General features: G+C 44.7%; 29 protein-coding genes. All 29 read left to right on the top strand.

Annotated elements, in window-relative coordinates:
• Position 1: 1 nt before the first annotated feature.
• Entirely contained in the window at positions 2-604 is a 603-nt protein-coding gene (gene rplD, locus HY200_06685; protein MBI3594631.1) for a 50S ribosomal protein L4, read from the top strand.
• A complete protein-coding gene (gene rplW, locus HY200_06680; protein MBI3594630.1) occupies positions 601-891 on the top strand; it encodes a 50S ribosomal protein L23 in 291 nt (96 codons plus the stop codon). The genes rplD and rplW overlap by 4 nt, the downstream gene beginning before the upstream one ends.
• Positions 891-1,718 carry a 50S ribosomal protein L2 gene (gene rplB / locus HY200_06675; protein ID MBI3594629.1) on the top strand — a complete coding sequence of 276 codons (828 nt, stop codon included), beginning with the start codon at positions 891-893 and terminating at the stop codon, positions 1,716-1,718. Before rplW ends, rplB begins: the two co-directional genes overlap by 1 nt.
• 2 nt (positions 1,719-1,720) lie before the next feature.
• Positions 1,721-2,008, top strand: a complete 288-nt coding sequence (rpsS, locus tag HY200_06670) for a 30S ribosomal protein S19 (GenBank protein ID MBI3594628.1) — start codon at positions 1,721-1,723, stop codon at positions 2,006-2,008.
• A gap of 13 nt (positions 2,009-2,021) precedes the next feature.
• Positions 2,022-2,381 (top strand): 50S ribosomal protein L22, encoded by a 360-nt coding sequence (gene rplV, locus HY200_06665; protein MBI3594627.1) that lies wholly within the window; start codon positions 2,022-2,024, stop codon positions 2,379-2,381.
• Between the two features lie 90 nt (positions 2,382-2,471).
• Positions 2,472-3,146 carry a 30S ribosomal protein S3 gene (gene rpsC / locus HY200_06660; GenBank protein MBI3594626.1) on the top strand — a complete coding sequence of 225 codons (675 nt, stop codon included), beginning with the start codon at positions 2,472-2,474 and terminating at the stop codon, positions 3,144-3,146.
• A complete protein-coding gene (gene rplP / locus HY200_06655) occupies positions 3,139-3,552 on the top strand; it encodes a 50S ribosomal protein L16 (protein ID MBI3594625.1) in 414 nt (137 codons plus the stop codon). Before rpsC ends, rplP begins: the two co-directional genes overlap by 8 nt.
• On the top strand, positions 3,552-3,758 hold the full coding sequence (gene rpmC, locus HY200_06650) for a 50S ribosomal protein L29 (GenBank protein ID MBI3594624.1): 207 nt from the start codon (positions 3,552-3,554) through the stop codon (positions 3,756-3,758). The genes rplP and rpmC overlap by 1 nt, the downstream gene beginning before the upstream one ends.
• Positions 3,759-3,769: 11 nt before the next feature.
• Positions 3,770-4,066, top strand: coding sequence for a 30S ribosomal protein S17 (rpsQ, locus tag HY200_06645; protein ID MBI3594623.1), 297 nt, complete (start codon positions 3,770-3,772; stop codon positions 4,064-4,066).
• Between the two features lie 4 nt (positions 4,067-4,070).
• The gene (gene rplN / locus HY200_06640; protein MBI3594622.1) at positions 4,071-4,439 is read left to right on the top strand and encodes a 50S ribosomal protein L14; all 369 of its coding nucleotides are present in this window, start codon (positions 4,071-4,073) and stop codon (positions 4,437-4,439) included.
• 32 nt (positions 4,440-4,471) lie between these two features.
• Positions 4,472-4,819, top strand: a complete 348-nt coding sequence (locus HY200_06635; protein ID MBI3594621.1) for a 50S ribosomal protein L24 — start codon at positions 4,472-4,474, stop codon at positions 4,817-4,819.
• 20 nt (positions 4,820-4,839) lie between these two features.
• Positions 4,840-5,466: a 50S ribosomal protein L5 gene (rplE, locus tag HY200_06630; protein MBI3594620.1), complete on the top strand. Its 627-nt coding sequence runs from the start codon at positions 4,840-4,842 to the stop codon at positions 5,464-5,466.
• A gap of 13 nt (positions 5,467-5,479) precedes the next feature.
• Positions 5,480-5,665 carry a type Z 30S ribosomal protein S14 gene (locus tag HY200_06625; GenBank protein ID MBI3594619.1) on the top strand — a complete coding sequence of 62 codons (186 nt, stop codon included), beginning with the start codon at positions 5,480-5,482 and terminating at the stop codon, positions 5,663-5,665.
• A gap of 37 nt (positions 5,666-5,702) precedes the next feature.
• Positions 5,703-6,104, top strand: coding sequence for a 30S ribosomal protein S8 (rpsH, locus tag HY200_06620; GenBank protein MBI3594618.1), 402 nt, complete (start codon positions 5,703-5,705; stop codon positions 6,102-6,104).
• Between the two features lie 44 nt (positions 6,105-6,148).
• Complete coding sequence (gene rplF, locus HY200_06615) at positions 6,149-6,685, top strand: 50S ribosomal protein L6 (protein ID MBI3594617.1); 537 nt, start codon at positions 6,149-6,151, stop codon at positions 6,683-6,685.
• Positions 6,686-6,731: 46 nt separating this feature from the next.
• Positions 6,732-7,091, top strand: coding sequence for a 50S ribosomal protein L18 (rplR, locus tag HY200_06610; GenBank protein ID MBI3594616.1), 360 nt, complete (start codon positions 6,732-6,734; stop codon positions 7,089-7,091).
• A 10-nt stretch (positions 7,092-7,101) separates the two neighbouring features.
• The gene (rpsE, locus tag HY200_06605; protein ID MBI3594615.1) at positions 7,102-7,599 is read left to right on the top strand and encodes a 30S ribosomal protein S5; all 498 of its coding nucleotides are present in this window, start codon (positions 7,102-7,104) and stop codon (positions 7,597-7,599) included.
• 1 nt (position 7,600) lies between these two features.
• Positions 7,601-7,786, top strand: coding sequence for a 50S ribosomal protein L30 (gene rpmD / locus HY200_06600; protein MBI3594614.1), 186 nt, complete (start codon positions 7,601-7,603; stop codon positions 7,784-7,786).
• 12 nt (positions 7,787-7,798) lie between these two features.
• Positions 7,799-8,233 (top strand): 50S ribosomal protein L15, encoded by a 435-nt coding sequence (gene rplO / locus HY200_06595; protein MBI3594613.1) that lies wholly within the window; start codon positions 7,799-7,801, stop codon positions 8,231-8,233.
• Complete coding sequence (gene secY / locus HY200_06590; protein ID MBI3594612.1) at positions 8,234-9,547, top strand: preprotein translocase subunit SecY; 1,314 nt, start codon at positions 8,234-8,236, stop codon at positions 9,545-9,547.
• 26 nt (positions 9,548-9,573) lie between these two features.
• Positions 9,574-10,218, top strand: coding sequence for an adenylate kinase (locus HY200_06585; GenBank protein ID MBI3594611.1), 645 nt, complete (start codon positions 9,574-9,576; stop codon positions 10,216-10,218).
• Between the two features lie 8 nt (positions 10,219-10,226).
• Entirely contained in the window at positions 10,227-10,988 is a 762-nt protein-coding gene (gene map / locus HY200_06580) for a type I methionyl aminopeptidase (protein ID MBI3594610.1), read from the top strand.
• A gap of 1 nt (position 10,989) precedes the next feature.
• The gene (gene infA / locus HY200_06575) at positions 10,990-11,211 is read left to right on the top strand and encodes a translation initiation factor IF-1 (protein MBI3594609.1); all 222 of its coding nucleotides are present in this window, start codon (positions 10,990-10,992) and stop codon (positions 11,209-11,211) included.
• A gap of 31 nt (positions 11,212-11,242) precedes the next feature.
• On the top strand, positions 11,243-11,356 hold the full coding sequence (gene rpmJ / locus HY200_06570; protein MBI3594608.1) for a 50S ribosomal protein L36: 114 nt from the start codon (positions 11,243-11,245) through the stop codon (positions 11,354-11,356).
• A gap of 59 nt (positions 11,357-11,415) precedes the next feature.
• Positions 11,416-11,799, top strand: coding sequence for a 30S ribosomal protein S13 (gene rpsM, locus HY200_06565; protein MBI3594607.1), 384 nt, complete (start codon positions 11,416-11,418; stop codon positions 11,797-11,799).
• Between the two features lie 21 nt (positions 11,800-11,820).
• Positions 11,821-12,204, top strand: coding sequence for a 30S ribosomal protein S11 (gene rpsK / locus HY200_06560; protein MBI3594606.1), 384 nt, complete (start codon positions 11,821-11,823; stop codon positions 12,202-12,204).
• A gap of 23 nt (positions 12,205-12,227) precedes the next feature.
• Positions 12,228-12,854 (top strand): 30S ribosomal protein S4, encoded by a 627-nt coding sequence (rpsD, locus tag HY200_06555; GenBank protein ID MBI3594605.1) that lies wholly within the window; start codon positions 12,228-12,230, stop codon positions 12,852-12,854.
• An 85-nt stretch (positions 12,855-12,939) separates the two neighbouring features.
• Complete coding sequence (locus HY200_06550) at positions 12,940-13,941, top strand: DNA-directed RNA polymerase subunit alpha (GenBank protein ID MBI3594604.1); 1,002 nt, start codon at positions 12,940-12,942, stop codon at positions 13,939-13,941.
• Positions 13,942-14,017: 76 nt separating this feature from the next.
• Positions 14,018-14,301, top strand: a 284-nt coding sequence (rplQ, locus tag HY200_06545) for a 50S ribosomal protein L17 (protein MBI3594603.1), incomplete at its 3' end; no start/stop codon positions are given.

Raw genomic sequence — 14,301 nt, 5'->3', positions numbered from 1 at the left:
TTTGAAAAATGAAAATGCCGGAACGGTGACCCTCGATCCCAGAATTTTTGATTTACCGCTCAACAAAGGGCTTTTGCATGAAGTCGTACTGATGCAGCAAGCCTCGATGCGACAGGGAACGGCGAAGACAAAAACAAAAGGATTTGTCAGAGGCGGAGGGAAAAAACCCTGGAAACAAAAAGGGACAGGGCGGGCGAGGGCAGGTTCGATCCGTTCTCCATTGTGGAGGGGCGGTGGGACGATATTTGGACCTATTCCGAGAGATTATTCCTATTCGATGCCGAAGAAGAAAGTTCGATTGGCGCTATGCGGATTACTTGCGGAAAAGGCCAGAGAAGGCACCCTTAAGGTCGTTCATGACTGGGAAGGTATCGAACCCAAGACGAAACCGTTTTCGAAAATACTTGAACAGTTAAGCCTTTCCGATACGACACTTATTGTCAATGAAATTGAAAATGAAAATCTTGTTCGTTCTTCGTCCAATATTTCCCGGGTCACGCTATTAAAGCCGGAAAGACTGAATGTTCTGGATGTGATGACTCATCAGAACCTGGTTGTGACACCCCGCAGTTTAAATAGAATAGTTGAGGTTTTAACCCAATGAAAGATTATCACGATATTATCGTAAAACCGCTCCTGACTGAAAAGAGCACCCTCATGCGCGAAACACTCAATAAAGTCTCGTTTGAGGTCCGCAAGGATGCCAATAAGATTGAAATAAAAAAGGCCGTAGAGGAAGTTCTGAAAGTTAAAGTCGAAGCAGTGAACGTGATTCGAATCGAAGGAAAGAAGAAACGATTAGGCCGATTTGAAGGAAAGAAAAATAACTGGAAAAAGGCAATTGTGACTTTGAAAACGGGTGAAAAACTGAATTTATTTGAGGGACTTTAATGCCGACGAAACCATTTAAACCGACTTCGCCAGGAAGGCGTTCCATGACGGTTGCCACCTTTGATGAAATTACAAAGGACGCGCCTGAAAAAAGTCTTCTGGTTCGCATTCCTTCCTCTGGAGGAAGAAACAACAGAGGAAAAATCACGAGCCGTCATTTAGGTGGCGGACATAAACGGATGTACCGTCTCATTGATTTTAAGCGGAACAAATGGAATATTCCCGCCAAAGTGGCGGCCATTGAATATGATCCAAATCGTTCAGCACGAATCGCTCTCCTTCATTATGCCGATGGCGAAAAGAGGTACATTCTGGCTCCCGTCGGATTGAAAGTGGGGGACACCGTTCAATCCGGACCAACCGGAATTGACATCAAGCCGGGCAACGCGATGCCTTTAAAGGCCATTCCGTTGGGAAGCCTGATACACAATATTGAACTCAAAATCGGCAAGGGCGGCCAGATGGTCCGAAGCGCTGGCGGTTCGGCCCAGTTGATGGCAAAAGAAGGTGAATATGTCCAGATTCGTCTTGGTTCAGGAGAAGTCAGGCTCGTCCTGGCGGAGTGTTTTGCGACCATCGGTCAGGTTGGCAATATTGAACATGAAAATGTGGTGATTGGCAAAGCGGGGAGATCAAGGTGGCTTGGTCGAAGACCCATCGTCAGGGGCTTGGCCATGAACCCGGTTGACCATCCACATGGTGGTGGCGAAGGAAAATCCGGACAGGGTAATCCACATCCTGTTTCTCCATGGGGGATGCTGACCAAAGGTTATAAAACGAGAAGAAGGAAATTAACGACCCCTTTTATTATTAAGAAAAGGAAATAGCAATGCCTCGATCCATTAGTAAAGGACCTTTTGTCGAAGCGAACCTTCTGAAAAAGGTTGAAAAAATGAACTCAGCTAACGAAAAGAAAATCATAAAGACCTGGTCAAGAAGATCTACGATTGTGCCGGATATGATTGGACATACATTTGCCGTCCATAACGGTAGAAAATTCATTCCCGTTTATGTTTCTGAAAATACCGTGGGTCATAAGCTTGGAGAATTTGCTCCGACAAGGTTTTTCAAGGGGCACGGCGCGGCGAAATCCGAAAAAGCTGCGGCCTTAAAATAAAGGAAACGACACTATGGCTGAGGCCAAAGCAATACTAAGACATGTCCATATTGGACCGAGAAAAGCCCGGTTAATTGTAAATTTGATAAGAGGACAGAAAGTGGAATCCGCAATGAACACGTTGCGGTTTATGCCTCAACATGCGGCGAAAACGATTGAAAAACTTCTCAAATCGGCGATTGCCAATGCCGAGAATCGGGAAGTCGGAGACCCGGATGATCTCTTTGTCAGCCAGGTCTTTGTGAATGGCGGGGCCGTCATGAAACGATTCCAGCCGCGCGCCATGGGCCGGGCCTTTACGATTCGAAAGAGGTCGAGTCATATTACCATTGTTTTGTCTGACCGAAAGGACAAGATCAAGGACAAGAAATAACGAACTGTTTTAATTTAGAAAAGAGAATGGGGCCTGGCGGTGCCGGCCTGAAGAAAAATGAACTAATGTCAGTTTTATTGGGGGGCTAGATTGGGACAAAAAGTACATCCCGTTGGATTTAGATTAGGATATATCAAAACCTGGACTTCGAAATGGTATGCGGACAAAGATTACGCAAAACTGCTTCACGAGGACTTGAAGATCCGCAAGATTGTTAAACAGAAACTCTTTCATGCCGGAGTCTCAAGAGTCGAAATCGATCGGTCCGCAAATCAGGTTAAGATCAATATTTTTACTGCAAGACCGGGAATTATTATTGGGCGTAAAGGAGCCGAAGTTGACAAATTAAAAGTCGAACTTGAAGCTATTGCCAAGAAACAGGTTTATATCAATATCAAGGAGATCAAGAAACCGGAACTTGATTCCCAGCTCGTTGCGGAAAGCGTCGCGCTTCAGCTTGAGAAACGTATCGCTTATCGAAGAGCGATGAAAAAGAGTGTCACCACAGCACTTCGATTAGGGGCGTTGGGAATTAAAATTTCGTGTGCGGGTCGGTTGGCGGGTTCTGAAATTGCCAGGACGGAGTGGTATCGGGAGGGCCGGGTGCCGCTCCATACGCTTCGTGCCGATATTGATTTCGGCCTGGCTGAAGCAAAAACGACCTATGGACAGATTGGGGTCAAAGTCTGGATATACAAAGGAGATATTTTAGTCGACAGCGAAGAAGTCCGGGCCGAACGTCGAAGTGAAAGGAAGTATGCTTAGTCCGAAAAAAGTCAAACACCGAAAAATGATGAAGGGAAACATGAAGGGAAAGGCCTATCGCGGCGGAGACCTTTCATTCGGGGAATTTGGATTAAAAGCCATGGAGCCAGGCTGGATCACCAGCCGGCAGATTGAAGCGGCACGTATTGCCATGACCCGGTATATTAAGCGAGGAGGAAAAATCTGGATCCGGATTTTTCCAGACAAACCGATCACAAAAAAACCGGCCGAGACTCGTATGGGAAATGGAAAAGGTAACCCGGAATACTGGGTGGCAGTTGTAAAACCCGGACGGATCTTATATGAAATGGATGGCGTGACCCGTCAGGTCGCGGAAGAGGCATTGAGGCTCGCTGCATTCAAGCTTCCCATTGCGACAAAACTTGTTGAGCGTGGAGTAATTTAATGAAAGTCAAAGATCTTCGAAATTTATCAGGTGAAGACCTCCTCACCCGGAAAGGTGAATTTAAAAAGGAGCTCTTCAATTTGCGTTGTCAGATTGTGTTGGGAAAAATGGAAAATCTCGCCAGAGTCAGAACAATTAGGCGGGATGTGGCCAGAATTGAAACAATAATGAAAGAAAGTCAGGCTGAAAAGTCACTTTCGAAATGACAGGCGATAATATGACAGAGCAACAATCAGTTTCAAAGAAGAAAAAAAGCTTCATAGGCAGGGTGATCAGCAACAAGATGGATAAAACCGCTGTCATTCAGATCGAGCGAACCTTCCTGCATTCCCAGTATCAGAAAGTTGTTAAGCGCTTTACCCGATTAAAAGCCCATGATCAGGAGAATAAATGCCAGGTCGGCGATCAGGTCAAAATCATCGAATCCAGACCCATGAGTAAAGAGAAACATTGGAAGGTCGTGGAAATCGTCAGTTCAGTTCCTCAAAAATCGGGTGTGAAAGCGGGAGAGTAAGCTCATGATACAGATCTATAGTTATTTAGATGTTGCGGATAATTCCGGTGCTAAAAAAGTCATGTGCTTTCATGTGATGGGTGGGTCACATAAACGCTATGCCACTATTGGGGATATTATTTCGGTCGCAGTCAAGGAAGCCATTCCAAACGCTTCGGTCAAAAAGGGAGATGTTGCCAAGGCAGTCGTCGTGAGAACGGTAAAAGAGATCAGAAGGGAAGACGGGTCTTATATCAAATTTGACCGGAATGCTGCGGTCCTGATTAATGCCCAGGGAGAGCCTGTGGGAACCCGTATTTTTGGTCCGGTTGCAAGGGAGTTGAGAAAAAAGAAATTTACTAAAATTATTTCCCTTGCACCCGAAGTATTATAATCGATTGCTGAGAAACCGATAAGGATAGAACTATGTTGGGTAGTGATGTGAAAATAACGCAGGTCCGGTTAAAAAAGGGGGATAAGGTCGAAGTCATATCGGGGCGGGAACGGGGAAAGCAGGGAAAGGTCCTGCAAATTCTTTCGAGGGAACAGAGGATACTGGTCGAAAAACTCAATATGATCAAGAAACATCAGAAACCCAACCAGAACAATAAGCAGGGAGGAATCGTCGATAAAGAGGCTTCCATCCATATTTCCAATGTCATGCTGATTTGCACACATTGCAATGCTGTGACCCGTACCGGGACAAAAGTTTTGGAAAATAAACAAAAAATCCGGGTTTGCCGAAAATGCGGCGAAAGTATCGATAAAGAATAGAAAAAAGGTCTAAAGGAAAAATGGCAAAAAAAGAGACAGTCACAAAAGACGCTGTGGTAAAAAAAGAATCCGCTCCTAAAAAAGAAGCGGTTGCGGCAAAAAAAGAACCGAATTATATTAAAATAAAATTTTCGAAAGAAGTGACGCCGGCTCTCATGTCGGAGTTTTCATTCAAGAGTGTCATGCAGGTTCCCAGGCTCGAAAAGATCGTGATCAATGTGGGAATGGGTGAGGCGATTTCAAACATGAAGCTCCTTGACGAAGCGGCAAAGGAGCTGGGTATGATCACTGGACAAAAACCGGTCATCACGAAATCAAAAAAATCAATTGCCGGGTTCAAATTAAGAGAAGGGATGCCGATCGGATGTAAAGTCACGTTGCGCGGAGAGCGCATGTATGAATTCTTCCACCGACTTTTGCACGCGGCGTTGCCTCGAATCCGGGATTTTCGTGGAGTCTCGACCAAATCATTTGACGGGAGAGGGAGTTACACTCTGGGAGTCAAAGAACAGCTCATATTTCCAGAAATTAAATATGATGAAATTGCCGCCCTTCATGGCATGGATATAACCATTGTCACGACTGCAAAGAATGATGACCAGGGGAGAGCGCTATTGAGGCACCTGGGAATGCCTTTCAGAAAATAAAGGAGACGAGAGATTGTCAAGGAAAGCATTAAGAAACAAGGCCAAAGCAGTCCCTAAATTCAAGGTAAGGGCTTACAACCGCTGTCCAGTCTGCGGCAGAGGTCGTGGGTTTATGGGAAAATTTCAGATGTGCAGAATCTGCTTCAGATTATTGAGTTTGAGGGGTGAAATTCCGGGTGTCATTAAGTCAAGTTGGTAATTTTTTGTATATAAACTAAAAAAAGGAAAAGAATATTATGTCGATGGCCGATCCGATAGCGGATATGCTTACCAGAATTCGAAACGCAAACCAACGATGGCAAAGTTTCGTTGATGTTCCACTATCTAAACTCAAATTGGAACTTGCAAAAAAAATATTTCAAGAAGGATTTGTAAAGAGCTTTAAAATTGTCAGTCAGGACGGCAAGGGGTTCATACGGGTATTCTTGAAATATCATAATGACCAGGAAGACAGAGTCATAAATGACCTTCAAAGAGTCAGTTCCCCCGGGAAGAGAGTTTATGTTGCAAAAGACAAAATTCCTCTCGTCAAGGGGGGAATGGGAATCGCGATCCTTTCAACTTCGAAAGGCATTTTGACTGACCGGGAGTCCCGGAAACAGAATCTCGGCGGTGAGATCCTCTGTTCCATCTGGTAACTTTCCGCGTCGGCATATTTAAAATAGGATGATTGGAAAAAGGTATGTCTAGAATAGGTGGCAAACTTATAACCATTCCCCAGGGAGTGGAAGTCAAATGTTCTCCCGGAGTGGTTACTGTAAAAGGTCCTAAAGGAGAACTCAGACAGGAAATTCATGAGAAGATTAAAGTCAAACAGGAACATTCCCAAGTTAAGGTCGAACGGGATGGCAATGATGGTTTTTCGAAGGCGCTTCACGGATTAACAAGGAGTCAGGTTGCCAATATGATTACCGGGGTTTCCAAAGGATTTGAAAAAGTCCTGGAAATTAGCGGTGTCGGTTTTAGAGCCCAGGTGCAGGGACGAAACCTTTCTTTGACTCTTGGATTCTCGCATCCGGTCCAAATAGAACTTCCGAAAGGGATAGATGCTTCGGTGGATAAACAGACTGTCATCACGTTGAAAGGGTCGGACAAAGTAGTTTTGGGGCAATTAGCCGCCAATATTCGCGGACTAAAAGAGCCGGAGCCTTATAAAGGAAAAGGGATAAAATACGCCGGCGAAAAGATTTTGAGAAAAGAAGGAAAGACCGGCAAGTAGATCATTTAAAGACAAGTGTCATCAAAAAGGAACCGATATGGGTTTAATGGTTGAAAAGAAGAATGTGGCGAGAATAAAACGCCATGAACGGGTCAGGAAGAAAATCTCAGGTTCCCCGGAACGGCCTCGTCTTTCAGTATTTAGAAGTAATTTTTATATTTCGGCTCAGATCATCGATGACAGCAAAGGGGTCACTTTGGTTATGGCGTCCAGCCAGGAAAAGGATTTGGTCAAAAAAAAAGGGACCAAGAATATTGAAATGGCAAAAAAAGTCGGTCAGCTCCTTGCCAAAAGAGCAAAAGCAAAACAGATTTCCCGAGTCGTATTTGACAAAGGGGGATATCTCTATCATGGAAAAGTCAAGGCACTGGCCGATGGTGCCCGTGAAGGCGGATTAGAATTTTAAAGGAGTCGCTTTGGAAAAATCATATCAGCAGGAAGAGTCATCGATAAAAGACAAAGTGGTTTGTATCAATCGGGTCGCCAAGGTTGTTAAAGGGGGTAAGCGGTTTAGTTTCAGTGCCGTCGTGGTGGTCGGTAATGGAAACGGACAGGTCGGCATGGGAAAAGGAAAGGCTGCTGAGGTGCCTGAAGCGATTCGGAAGGCCGTTGAAAGCGCAAAGAAGAATATGTTTGAAGTTCAGTTAAGAGGCCGCACCATTCCCCACGAAGTCATAGGTCATTTTGGCGCCGAAGATGTCTTGTTAAAACCGGCAGCAGACGGGACCGGAATCATTGCAGGCGGGGCAGTTCGCTCGGTCATGGAAATGGTCGGAATCCATAATATCCTGAGTAAATGTCTCGGAAGTGGAAATCCATTCAATGTTGTAAAAGCGACTTTGCTCGGATTGAAAAATCTCAGAGGAAGAAACAGTGTTCGGGAAATGAGAAAACAACCAGAGATAGCGGTGTAATATGACCACTAAAAAATTATCTATCACGTTGAAGAGAAGTTACATCGGCACCTCTGACAAACATAAGAGGGTGGTTGCCGGACTCGGTTTGAGAAAAATGAATCAGACCGTTGTTCGCCCCGATACGCCGGAAATCCGCGGGATGATTAATAAAATTCCTTACTTACTCGAAGTTAAACAGGCATAAAGGTTATTGAATATGAAATTAGAGGATTTAGCACCGGTACCCGGTTCGAGAAAAAAAGAGAAACGAATTGGTCGTGGACCCGGATCCGGGCACGGCAAAACTTCCACCAAGGGACATAAAGGCCAAAAAGCACGTTCAGGCGGAGTCAAAGGTCCTGGTTTTGAAGGTGGCCAACAGCCTTTAATACGACGAATTCCGAAAAGGGGATTTACCTCTATTTTTAAAACGGAATATTCGATTGTGAACCTGGATGTTTTGACGGCCTGCCAGGAAAGTCCTATTACACCTGAGACTTTGGGAAAAGCAGGATTGGTTAGAAAACGCGGACTCGTCAAAATTCTGGGAAAAGGTGAATTGACCAAGGCAATCACGATTCACGCACATAAATTTTCAAAAACAGCGGAAGAAAAGATCAAAAAAGCAGGTGGTCAGATAGAGGTTCTTTAATTGTTTGAAAGATTTGTTACCAGTTTACAGAATATATTTAAAATTGAAGAATTACGTCACCGGGTTCTCTTCACCCTTGGGATGCTTGCTGTCTACAGAATTGGAGCGCATGTTCCAACGCCAGGAATCAACAACGATGCCTTAAGTGAATTCTTGACGCGTCAGGGCGGTTCCTTGATGGGGTTTCTGGATATCTTTTCCGGAGGAGCACTTTCCAAGCTTTCCATTTTTGCACTGGGCATTATGCCCTATATCAGCGCATCGATTATTCTTCAACTGTTGACCGTCGTCATTCCGCATCTTTCAAAACTCGCAAAAGAAGGGGATCGCGGCAGAAAAAAAATCATTCAATATACGCGTTACGGAACCATTGTCATTGGATTAATTCAGGCGTTTGGAATTGCTGTCGGACTAGAAGGAATGGAGAAAGGAATTTTCGTTCAGAATCCAGGTTGGGGATTTAGAATCATGACGATGATTACGGTAACGGCCGGCACTGCCTTTCTCATGTGGCTGGGCGAGCAGATTACCGAACGGGGAATCGGTAACGGAATTTCTCTTATTATATTCGCTGGAATTGTTGCCAGAATGCCCTCAGCCATCAATAGCACTTTCCAGCTGGTCAAGACGGGTGAACTTAATATCTTTTTTGTCTTGGTTTTAATATTGGTCATGATTTTTGTTGTTGCGGCAATCGTATTTCTGGAAAGCGGTCGAAGAAAAATTCCGGTACAGTATGCCAAGCGGGTCGTGGGAAGAAAGGTCTATGGTGGTCAAAATACGCATATTCCTCTCAAAATAAATACTGCGGGCGTGATTCCCCCCATTTTCGCGTCTTCTATCATTGCCTTTCCCGCAACGATCGCCGGATTTATTGCGATCCCTTGGGTACAAGCCGTGAGCCGAAATCTTGCCCCGGGGTCGCTTTTTTACACCCTTCTCTATGTCGCACTGATCGTCTTTTTTTGCTTTTTCTATACGGCTGTCGTTCTCAATCCGGTCGATATGGCCGATAATATGAAAAAATATGGCGGTTTCATTCCTGGAATCCGTCCTGGTCAAAAGACTTCCGACTATATTTACCGGGTGTTGACACGTATCACTTTTGTTGGATCGATTTATCTGGCGGCAGTCGCCGTTTTGCCGGAGCTATTTATTTATAAATTGCATGTTCCATTTTATTTTGGCGGCACGTCTCTTCTGATCGTCGTCGGGGTAGGACTTGATACGGCTCAACAGATTGAAACTCATATGATTACCCGAAATTATGAAGGTTTCATGAAAAAAGGACGACTTAAAGGTAGAAGCGCTTAAATATTGAAACTGAAAGGTTTTTCAAGTTGAATTTCATTCTACTCGGTCCCCCGGGAGCTGGAAAAGGAACCCAGGGCCAGGCGTTAGCCTCCCGATATGGGATTCCAAAAATTTCAACGGGAGATATTCTGAGAGAGTCGGTGGCCTTAAAGACGCCGCTTGGATTAAAAGCAAAATCATTTATGGATCGGGGAGCGCTGGTTCCGGATGAAGTGGTGATTGGACTCGTGCGGGAAAGACTAAAACAGCCGGATTGTCAGAAAGGCTTCATTCTCGACGGCTTCCCAAGAACGATTCCACAAGCGGAATCACTGGATCAAACCATTGCGGATGCCGGAAAAAGCATTGATGCGGTAATCAATTTTGACCTTGCCGAAGCGGAGATTGTTAGAAGATTGTCGGGGCGCCGAAGTTGTCCCAACTGCAAAGCTGTCTTTCACATAACTTTGAATCCTCCTCGGCAGAGCGGAATTTGCGACCAATGCCAGAATGGATTGGTTCAGCGGGAAGATGATAAGGAAGATACGGTTCGGAACCGGTATAAGGAATATCTGGAAAAGACATCGCCGCTCCTGCAATATTATGAAAATTCGGGTCTCTTGCATTCGCTGGCCGGGAATGGGACAATAGCGCTCGTGAGTAAAGAAATTGAAAGGATTTTATCGGTTTGACGCTTTAAATGATCATTCTTAAGTCAGATGAGGAGGTATCGAAAATAAAAATAGCCTGCCAGATCGTGGCGGAGACATTAGCAGTGTTAAAGGCCAGTGTCAAGCCTGGTGTAACGACTGACGAGCTCGACCGAATCGCCGAGGCGAAGATCATTGAAAAAGGGGGAAAACCCGCTTTTAAAGGGTACCGGAATTTCCCCGCCACTCTTTGTGCATCGGTCAATTCCGAAGTCGTGCATGGAATTCCCTCAAAAAAAAATGTTCTCTCTGAGGGAGACATCATCGGATTGGATCTCGGTGCGATATATGACGGATTTTATGGTGACGCCGCCATAACCGTAGGCGTTGGAAGAATTGAGAAAGAAGCTGAAAAACTGATTAAAATAACAGAAGAATCGTTGTATAAGGGGATTGAACAGGCAAAAATAGGGAACCGGTTATCCGATATTTCGCACGCTGTCCAGTGTCATGTCGAATCATCCGGGTATACCGTGGTCAGAGATTTCGTGGGACATGGAATCGGCAGAAACTTGCATGAAGAGCCGCAGATTCCAAACTATGGTGATCCGGGTCAGGGACCGAGACTTAAAAAAGGGATGGTTCTTGCGCTTGAACCAATGGTCAACGCTGGTCAATCTGCCGTAAACATTCTTTCTGATAAATGGACTGTGGTCACAAAAGACGGAAGCCTCTCCGCACACTTTGAACATACCATCGCCATTACCGAACAGGGTCCGGTTATTTTAACCTCGGCCAGGAAAGCAGATTAAAATGGCGAAGGAAGATGCAATAGAGGTGCAGGGGGTCATTCAGGAAACATTACCGAACGCCATGTTTAAAGTTTCATTGGAAAATGGGCATCAGGTATTGGCTCATATCTCCGGGAAGATGAGAATGCACTATATCAAGATATTGCCGGGAGATAAAGTGACCATCGAACTTTCTCCCTATGATTTGACAAGAGGAAGAATTACATACCGGTTCAGCAAGTAAATAGTCAGCATTAAAATGGAACGAGGACATTATGAAAGTCAGATCGTCAATAAAAACAATTTGTTCGAAGTGTAAGGTCATAAAGAGAAAAGGGGTCATTCGGGTGATCTGCGAAAATCCCAGGCATAAACAGCGACAAGGATAGGTCGAAACCATTTTCAGGGAGTGCAGACGTCCCAAGAATGAATAAGGAGCATTTAAAAATTGGCTAGAATTTCAGGAGTGGATTTACCAAAAGAAAAAAGAATCGAAGTGGGTCTGACCTATATTTACGGTATTGGTCCCGCGTCTGCCCGGTTAATACTTAAGGCGGCAGGTGTCAACCCGGACACCCGGGTAAAAAACCTGAAAGATGATGAAGTGATCAAAATCAGGGAGAAGGTCGACAAAGAGTTTAAAGTCGAAGGAGATTTGAGGCGTGAAGTCTCTATGAATATAAAACGATTGATGGATATCGGATGTTTTAGAGGGCTCCGGCACCGCAGAGGGCTGCCGGTGAGAGGTCAGAGAACCAAAACGAACGCCCGTACCCGTAAAGGACGTAAAAAAGGAGCAGTTGGACTTAAAGCGAAGAAAGATTCCAAATAAAATCAATAAACGGGAAAACTTATGATTAAAAAAGGGGCAAAAAAGAAAGAAAAGCGGGTCGTACAGAGCGGAATTGCTCATATCCAGGCGACTTTTAACAATACTCAAATTACCATCACCGATATGGGGGGAAATGCCGTGGTCTGGGCAACTGCTGGCAGTCAGGGATTTAAAGGTTCACGCAAAAGCACCCCCTTTGCGGCACAAAAAGCGGCTGAAATTGTGGCGAAGAAAGCGATTGAGCAAGGTATGAAACAGGTGGATGTTTATGTGGACGGACCGGGGTCAGGGAGAGAATCAGCGGTGCGTTCGTTACAGGCCGCCGGATTAAAGATTAATATGATTAAAGATGTGACGCCGATTCCCCATAATGGATGTCGGCCTCCGAAACGTCGAAGAGTTTAGAGAAAATAACAAAGGGGGAAAGCTTGGCAAGATACACCGATTCAGTATGTCGCCTCTGTCGAAGAGAAGGGACGAAACTATTTTTAAAAGGATCACGATGTTTAACGGATAAATGTGCCATTGACCGGAGAGCTTACGCGCCAGGTCAACATGGCCAGGCAAGGCCGCGCATTTCAGAATACCGGATGCAGCTTCGAGAGAAACAGAAGCTGAAAAGGATTTATGGTCTGATGGAAAGGCAGTTCAGAATTTATTTTGAAAAAGCAGAACGAAAATCAGGGATCACCGGTGAGAATCTGCTTCAATTTCTGGAAAGGCGTCTGGACAATTTTGTGTTCAGAGCTGGATTTGCATCTTCGCGCAAACAAGCTCGCCAGCTGGTGGGCCATAAACATTTTCTGGTGAATGGCAAGAATGTCGATATTCCCTCTTACCTGATTGAGGAAGGGGATGTGGTTGAAGTGAAGGAAAAGAGCCGCGCACTTCCTTCCATTGTCGGAGCCATTGAAGTGGTGGAAGCAATCGGAATTCCCTCATGGGTCGAGCTGGACAAGATCAATTTCAAAGGAAAGGTGAAAAATTTACCTTTAAAGGAAGACATTTCATTACCGGTTAACGAACAGCTGGTTGTTGAGTTATATTCACGATAAATTAATTGACTATATCCTAGAGAAAACCAGAAGAGAAATGAGCGCATCGCAAAGTGCTTCGCGGATGCCGGCTTGAGGGGGAAAAATGATTATTAGAACAAAAGATTTCCAGATACCTAAAAAACTGGAATGTGATCAGGAAAGTTTAACTTCCACTTATGGAAAGTTTTTTGCCGAACCATTTGAAAGAGGTTACGGTACCACCATTGGGAATTCGATTCGGAGAGTCCTTCTTTCTTCTATCGCGGGTGCCGCAGTGACCGCCATCAAGATCGAAGGCGTGTTACACGAGTTTTCCAATATTACCGGGGTCAAGGAAGATATTACGGACATTATTTTAAATATTAAGAATCTCCGGTTGAAATCTCATACGGATAAGACCAAAACTATTCATATTAAAAAAAAGGGATTGGGAATGGTGACCGGAAAAGATATTATTCATGATTCCGAAATTGAAGTTCTGACGCCCGACCTTCATATTGCGACACTTGATCGAGACGCAAATCTTGATATGGAGCTTACCGTCAAAATAGGCCGCGGCTATTCTCCTGCAGATCGAAATAAAGAAGAAGGCGCGTCCATTGGCGTGATCCCGGTCGACGCAATCTTTACGCCGGTACATAAAGTCAATTTCAATGTTGAATCGGCCCGTGTTGGACGGATTACCGACTATGACAAGCTGATTCTTGAAGTCTGGACAGATGGAAGCGTACTGCCGGCTGACGCGGTAGCCTACGCGGCTAAAATTTTGAAAGATCATTTAACGATCTTTATTAATTTTGAAGAAAAAGAAGATGAACTGGAAGATAAAACCGTTGAAGAGAAGCAAGAAATTAACCGGAATCTTCTCAAAAGCGTGAACGAGCTGGAGCTGTCGGTTCGTGCCGCAAACTGTTTGAAAAATGCAGATATTAAAACGATCCTTGAATTAGTCCAGAAAACAGAATCTGAAATGCTTAAGACAAAAAATTTCGGCAGAAAATCGCTGAATGAAATTAAGGAAATACTGGAAGACATGGGTCTTTCCCTCGGAATGAAGCTGCCTCCGGAGGTATTCACGCTGGCGAAACAAGAGCAAAAGGTATAGTCTGATGCGTTCGACATCTTCTCAACGATTAGTAGTAAGTTATCTGTAGGTGTAATAAAATAAAGGTAAAAATAAAATGAGACATAAATGTGCAGGCAGGCAGTTTGGTCGAAATTCGGGACATCGAAAGGCATTATTTCGAAGTCTAGTCACCTCATTTTTTGAACATGAAAGGATTGAAACGACCGAGGCGAAGGCAAAGGAGATTCAGCCGATGACCGAAGAGATGATCACGCTTGGAAAAAGAGGCGATCTTCATGCGGTTCGCCAGGCGGCTTCATTTATTCGGAGCAAAGATGTTGTACATCGCCTGTTTAAGGAGATTGCTCCCCGTTTCACAAGCCGGAACGGCGGGTACAC

Source organism: Nitrospirota bacterium (assembly GCA_016194305.1).
Lineage (GTDB): Bacteria > Nitrospirota > Nitrospiria > JACQBW01 > JACQBW01 > JACQBW01.
The sequence above is the reverse complement of the archived record's forward strand: the minus strand, read 5'-3'. Positions and strand labels throughout refer to the sequence as shown.